The sequence below is a fragment of the Streptomyces sp. sk2.1 genome (genome assembly GCF_008120935.1).
Lineage (GTDB): Bacteria > Actinomycetota > Actinomycetes > Streptomycetales > Streptomycetaceae > Streptomyces.
The window spans coordinates 19,265-20,038 of record NZ_RDBO01000025.1; the positions used below are offsets into that span (position 1 = coordinate 19,265).

Sequence of the window (774 nt, forward strand, 5' to 3'; positions counted from 1 at the left end):
CTAAGCGCTGTCCCGTAAATGATCTACGGCATGCTGGTTGACCAGCGTTGTTTCCCGGTCATCCGGCGAGGGTGAGGTTGTGGAGGCGGGCGAYGCCGAGCATGGCGTGGTGGACGCCGKCGCCTTTCAGGCGGCAGTCGCGGAGGATCTTCCAGGTCTTCATCCGCGCGAAGGCATGCTCGACTCGGGCGCGGACCTTGCGGTGGGAAGCGTTGTGTTCTTCTTTCCAGTCCGGGAGTTCGGTCTGGCCGCGTTCGCGGCGGTGCGGAATGATCRGGCCGGTGCCGCGGTAGCCGCCGTCCGCGATCACCGTGGTCCTGCCGACGGCGTCCTTCGCGCCGGACAACTCCCACGCTTTGCAGTCGTTGCGGTTGCCGGGCAGCGGCCGGCCGACGGCGACGACGAGCCGGGTGTCCGCGTCGATGACGACCTGGTGGTTGGTGGAGTACCGGTAGTTCTTCGACCGCTCGGCGAYGGTGTGGTCGCGGGTGGGCASCAGGGTGCCGTCCACGATCAGCACGGTGTCCTTGCGGAACCGCCTGCGCGGCTGGAGCGCGAGCGAAGGGCCCAGGTGATCGACGATCCGGTCGGCCGCCGACTTCGACACCCCGAACAACGGAGCCAGTTGGCGCAGGGTGAGGTTCGTGCGCCAGTACGCGGCGACCAGCAGGACCCGGTCCTCCAGCGGCAGACTCCAGGGCCGGCCCTTGCGGACCGGGTCGGCACCCTCGCGCCGCAGCGCGGTGACCAGCTTGCCGAACTGCCGCGGGCTCA

The 774-nt window shown here is 69.1% G+C and carries 1 protein-coding gene; it reads right to left on the minus strand.

Annotated elements, in window-relative coordinates; all coding sequences use genetic code 11:
- Positions 1-58 precede the first annotated feature (58 nt).
- Positions 59-774, minus strand: a 716-nt coding sequence (locus EAO76_RS11595) for a transposase (RefSeq protein ID WP_148835847.1), incomplete at its 5' end; no start/stop codon positions are given.